The organism is Bradyrhizobium sp. P2_E8 (assembly GCF_056403875.1).
Window position 1 is genome coordinate 1 of the sequence record NZ_JBFUES010000403.1, and the last position, 6,293, is coordinate 6,293.

Sequence of the window (6,293 nt, forward strand, 5' to 3'; positions counted from 1 at the left end):
AGCAAAACCCTCCGCCGTCGTCCTGGCGAAAGCCTGACGACAGCGAGTGTGTGGCTGCTTTCAAACCACACGCCTGCCCCCGCTACTTCGTCAGCAGCGCATATGCCCCGTTCCAGCCTTCCGCCGGCGGATTGATCTGGAAATCCTTGATCCGGGCTTCGTAGAGCTTGAACAATTTTTCCAGCGTGTCGGCGTCCTCGCTGCGACGGCCGCGCTCTATGGCGTCCAGCGCGCCCTGCCAGTCGCGGTTGCGGTAGCAGCCGAGCATCTCGATCGTGACGTTGCGCAGGCGCTGGAAGGGGCCCGAATGCATAACGTCCTCGCGGCCGGCGATGGCGTAGATCACCTCCGGCTCGGTCTTGCCCTTGACCATGATGAAGTCGAGCTCGAGGATCGCGAACTTGTCCTTGGCGGCGAGCGCGGTCCTGGAGCCGACGATGATGGGAAAGCCGTACTCCTTCGACTGTCCCTCGAGCCGCGAGGCCAAGTTCACGCTGTCGCCGAGCACCGAATAGTTCTTCTTCAGATCGGAGCCCATGTTGCCGACCACGCCGATGCCGGTGTTGATGCCGATGCCGACATTGAGCGGGATATAGACGTGGCCGCCGTCAGCGGCCTCCTGCTCGCGGTCCTTGTTGACCGCGTCGATCCGCTCGAGCATCTGGATCGCCGCTTCGCAGGCGTTGACCTCGTGCTCGGCATCGTCGAGCGGCGCGTTCCAGAACGCCATGATGGCGTCGCCCATGTACTTGTCGATGTAGCCCTTCTGATCGATGATCACGTCGGTCAGCGGCGTCAGGAAGCGGTTCATCAGCGTGATCAGGCCTTGCGGATCTTGCTTGTAGCTCTCCGAAATCGTGGTGAAGCCGCGCACGTCGGAGAACATGATCGTCATCTCGCGCTCCTCGCCGCCGAGCACGAGCTTTTCCGGCGACTGCGCCAGCTGCTCGACCAGAACCGGCGACATGTACTGCGCGAACATGCCGCGGATCTGCACGCGCTGGCGCTGCTCGTGCACGAAGCTGGCGAAGATCAGCGTCAGATAGATCGCGGTGGTCGACAGCAGCGGATAGGTGAAGTCGATGAGGTAGCGGTACTGCGCGTAGAAGAACCAGGACACACCGACGAGGATGGCAGCGAACATCGCGCCCGCGAGCACCAGGCGCACGGGGCCGAGATTCGGCGTGAAGGTGATGACGAGCAGGCCGATGACGAGCGCGGCGAGCAGCTCGACGCCGAGCGCGTAGTTCGGCTGGGAGATCACCGCGCCGCTGAGCACGCTCTCCAGCACCTGAGCGTGGATCTCGACACCCGGCATCGCCCGGGATACCGGGGTGGTCTTGATGTCGTTCAGCCCGACCGCGGAGGTGCYGACCAGCACCAGCTTGCCGGCGATCCTGCTCGGCGGCACCGTGTTGTCGAGCACGTCGGCAGCGGAGACGTAGATCGAGGGATCATAGCGGGCGTAGTGCACCCAGAGCTGGCCGTTCCTGTCGGTCGGGATCTCCACGCCCTTGAGGCGGATGGACCGCACGCCGGACTTGTCGGTCCGGACCAGCAGCGTCGGCGTGCTGGTGATGACCCGCAGGATCTCCAGGCTGAGCGAGGGCATGATGTTGCCCTGGGCGCGCATCACCATCGGCACGCGGCGGATCAGGCCGTCGCGCTCGGTCCTGATCGTGAACAGGCCGCGACCGGCGGCAACCTTCTCGATCACGGGCACATTGCGCAACAGGCCGGGGAATTCGAACAGAAACTTCTCGGCATTCTCCTCGCCGACCGTCGCCACCCCTGTGAAGGGAAGCGTCTTGTCGATCTCCGAGGTGATCTCCGACTGCCCGGTCTCGCCCAGCACCACGCGCGAGCGCTTGATCGCTTCCGAGAGGATCTGGTCGTTGCTCGGCAGCTCGCGCAGCTTGGCACGGGTGGCTTCGTCCAGATAGCGCATCTGGCTCGCGACCAGATCCGGGTTGAGCCGGTCGGCCTCCGAGAACACCACGTCAAAACCGATCGCGACCGCGCCGTTGCTGGTGAGGTTCTGGATCAAATCGGCGATCCGCGTGCGCGGCCACGGCCACTGGCCGAGCTTGGCGAGGCTCTTGTCGTCGATGTCGACGATGGTGACCGGCCGCGCCGTCTTGTGGCGCGGATCGATCAGCTGGAACATGTCGAAGGTGCGCAGCCGCAATTCCTGGATCGGCGGCGGGTCCCAGAGCCGAGCACCGGCGAAGACGACCAGCAGCGCCAGGCACATCAGCCGCGCAAAGCCGAACTTCCGCGCAAACCACCGCCGGAGGATTTTGAGACGCTTCATATCGCCTGAATTTCCCGCAGCTCACCTTCGTCCGATATTCGGGCGACAATACGCAATCAGCTACGTCTTTGATACCGGAATCGGCCGCGGACGAGGGCCGTGGCCGAACCGGGGGAACGACCGTCAGGCATGGTTCGCGACGATGAAATCGCTGGCGTGCAGGCTGCCTGCCACGAGATTCTTCAGGCGGATCGACTGGTGATCGTCGAGCGTGACCAGCGTGTCGGCGCCCTGTTGCGTGATGCCGAGGTCGCCGAAGGACTGGATGTTGGCAAACTTCTGCAGGTCGATCTTGTCCTGGCCCAGCTCGAAATCGATGATGGTGCTCTGAACTGGCAGCGTCGAATTCGTGAAGGCGAACTGGTCCTGCCCGTTGGTCCCGACGAGGGTGGGTCCCGTGGGCGGATCGACGATCAGCGTGCCGCCGTGGCCGTCGCTGGCGAAATGGAAGCTGTCGATGCTGTAGCTCCCGGCAAACTTGATGGTTGCGGTGTCGGTCCCGTCGGACAGCGTCAGCGTTCCGCCCAGATGGTCGACGTTTTCGGTGTAGGTCACCCCGGTCAGGCTCGAGAAGCCGATGTCCTTGAGGTCGATGAGATCCGAATTGGCGGTGGTGCCGTCACCCGCAAAGCCGTTGATGACGCCGGTGAAATCGGCGGCGTGTTCGATCGCGAAGGTGCCGGTGGTTCCGGTCCCGTTGGCGAAGGTCACGCTCTGTGCGGAAGCCTCGCTGAGGTTCAGCACCGCGCCGGTCTCGATCGTCATGGGCGCGTCGGCGAGCGGATCATAAACGGTGGTGCCGCCATGACCGTCGCTCTGAAGGTGCCAATTCAGGTCCCTGCCGAGGAACGACAGGGTGACGGTGGCCGCGCCGTTGTAGAAATCGACGGTCGTGACGTTGGTGTCCGAATTGTACTGGGCCTGCGCCGACATCGAGGACGTCCAGGCGAGGTCCTTCATGTCGATCTCGTTGCCGGACGACAGCGGAGCCCCGGCCGGAGAGCCCGAGATGAGTCCGTGGAAAGCCTTGGCATGGTCCAGGACCAGGGTACCGAGGCCGTTGTCGTAGTAGACGACGATCCCCGACACGGAGCCCTCGATCTCCACGACGGCCTTGTTGGAAATCTCGATCGCTCCGGTGCCGCTGACGTTGCCCTTGATGTCGATGTTCGAAACGTCGTTTCCGGAGAACGGGCCGGCCTCGATCAGGCCATTGTCGACCACGTTGCCCGTCACCGTGAACACGGTGCCGGGCTCGGTCAGCAGCGTCACGTCGGAGGCGACGGTGAGGTCGTGGATCGTGACGTTGCCCGCGCTGTCGACGGTGCAGGGTTCGGCTCCGGCGAGCAGCTTCACGTCGGAGCTGGCCGCCGGCACGCCTAGGCTCCAGTTCGACGCCGTGTTCCAGTCGCCGCCGGCAGGATTGGTCCATTCATCGACCGGGGCGATCTCGACGATGGTGCCGCCGGCGCCGTCGCTGCTGGTGATGAAATGCGCGTCGCTGTAGTTGCCGATCAGCTTGAGCGAGATGCTGTGGCCGTGGGTGTCGCTCACGACGAGATTGCCGGTGACCGCGTCATAGGTCGCCGTGGTCCCGCCGTCCCAGGTGATGGTCGACAGGTCGATCTTCTCGTTGGCGGCGAAGCCGGCGATCGAACCGCCGAAGGTCGCCGTGTCGATCTCGAGCTCGGCACCGGCCCCCGCGAAGGTGACGGTCTGCGATACCACGTTCTTGATCTCGAGCGTCGCATTGGCGTCGATCGTGACCGAGCCGGCGCCGGACAGCGAGCCGAACAGCGTCAGCGTTCCGGTGTGGACCTCGATGAGGTGGCCGTTGACGATGGTGCCCGTGATCGACGCCGCGTCCCAGCTGTCGATGTCGCCGGAATTGCTGATGCCCGTTCCGTTCACCGAAATCGAGGCGCCATTGAGCAGATCGATTTCGCCGGCGTTGACGATCGAGGACACGTTGCCGAAGACGCTGCTGCCCGCGACAGTCCAGATGCCGCCCGCATTGTTGTTGAAAGTCGCGCTCACCACCGAGATGTTGCCGTTGATGTGGCCGGTATTGTTGATGGTGATGGCGCCGCCGGTCTCGAAGATGGCATAGGTCGACGAGGTCACGCTGGAGGCGATGGCAGGCCCGATGGTGCCGGAATTGTCGATCGTCGCTGAGCCGGTCGTGTTTTCCTGGACGTAGATCGCCGCAAAGCCGGTCGCGCCCACGACCGAGCCGGTGTTGGTGATGTGCGTCGAGCCGGTCGCAGCCGGATCGTCCGGCGCGACGCCGTTCTGATTGACACTGATGCCGACGCTGCTGGTGCCGGTGATATGGCCGTTGTTGACAATGGTGATGGCGCCTGCGCCCGCGGCAAAAGCGGACAGGCCGACGGCGCCGGTGGCGGAGCCATTGTTGGTGACTGTGACGTCACCGCCGCCGTGATCGAAGGTGCCGATCGCGGTGCCCGCCGCGGTGATCGATGAGCCCGCGCCAGTCGTGACCGTGACCTTGCCGACGCCCCAGGTGAACGCCTCGATGCCGTAGCCGGCATCCGCGGTGATGGTCGCATCGCTCGCGACGGTGACGTCGCCCGTGACGGCGCTCGAGAAGACGCCGTTGCCGCCCGGCTTGTAGCCGGCGATGATCGCGCCCGGCGTGGTGCCGTCGTTGTTGAGCGCCGAGCCCGAGTGAATGGTGCCGTGCGCCACCACGGAGATCGTGCTGTCGAGACCATCCGCAATCGCCGTCGCATAGTTGACGGCCACGATGCCGGAGCTACCTGACGTGATGATGTCGCCGGCCGCCATGGTGACGCTGATGTCGCCCTGGTCGATGCTGTAGGCCAAAATGCCGTAGCTCGCCGTGCCCGTCACCGACGCACCGGTACCGAGCGTCACGCTGACGTCACCGGTGCCGCCGCTGAGCGCCTGCGCCCTGATGCCCTCCTCGGCGCCAACGATCGTGGTGCCGGCCGCATCGATCACGGTGATGTCACCATTTCCGTAGTTGTAGGCGTGAATGCCATAGCCCGCCGCAGCCGTGATGTTGGCGTGATTGTTGACGACAACCGTGCCGTTGACGCCGGTATTGGCACTGCTGCCGGTCGTGGCACCGTTGTAGCCGGCCTGGATGCCGGCAGGGGTATTGCCGCTCTGGTTCGGGCTGCTGCCGGAGCTGATCGTGCCGTAGGTGTTGACGGTGATGGTGCTGCCGGATGCTGCGCCGAGGGAAATCGCCCGGTTGACCGCGACGATGCCGGAGCTTCCCGACGTGACGACGCTGCSGGCCTCCGTCGTGACGGTCGTGCTGCCCGAGCCGTAGCTGCGCGAGCGGATGCCGTAGATCGAGCTGCCAGTGATGGTGCCGCCGGCGTGAATGATGATGTCGCCGCCGCCCTCGGTGCGCGCATCGATGCCGTACGCGCCGCCCACGGCGCCGCCGAGCTGGGTGATCGAAATGACGCCGTTATTCGCGGCGTTCAAATTCTCGACGAGCACACCGACCGACCCCGCACCGGTCCCGGTCGCCTTGCCGGTGAGGTTGTTCACCGTGATGTCGCCGTCGCCGGTCGGGCCGTCGCGCAGCGTGATGCCGTTGCCGGCAAGGCCGGTAATGTTGCCGGTCGCCGTCAGCGAGATATCGCCTGCGCCATTCTGGGTGACGACAATGCCCTTGGCGGCACCGGTCAATGCACCGGTGGGCGTGAGAATGATGTCGGCGGACGCGGCGAGCGTGCCGCCCGACGCGGTGAAGTCGAGCGCATCGCCGCTCGACGTCGTGATGTCAGCTGCGCCTGTGACCGTGAATGTGCCAGCCTTCGTCGACTGGCCGGCGATGGTGCCGGTAAAGCTCTGACCGACGACCTTGTCGAGCAGGAGCATATCGATGCCGCCAGCGAACGTGATGGTTTGCGCCGTCGCCCCCGCGAGCTCGAGCGTCGCGCCGTTGTCGATGATCAACGAGCCGGTGCCGCTGAGG

Annotated in this window: 2 protein-coding genes; both read right to left on the minus strand. The window is 64.9% G+C overall.

The genetic code is table 11. The annotated features are described in order from the left end of the window. Positions 1–82: 82 nt before the first annotated feature. Entirely contained in the window at positions 83–2,314 is a 2,232-nt protein-coding gene (locus tag AC1D00_RS21730; protein WP_477012075.1) for a CHASE2 domain-containing protein, read from the minus strand. A gap of 123 nt (positions 2,315–2,437) precedes the next feature. Beyond that, complete coding sequence (locus AC1D00_RS21735; RefSeq protein ID WP_477012076.1) at positions 2,438–6,196, minus strand: beta strand repeat-containing protein; 3,759 nt, start codon at positions 6,194–6,196, stop codon at positions 2,438–2,440. Between the last annotated feature and the right edge of the window lie 97 nt (positions 6,197–6,293).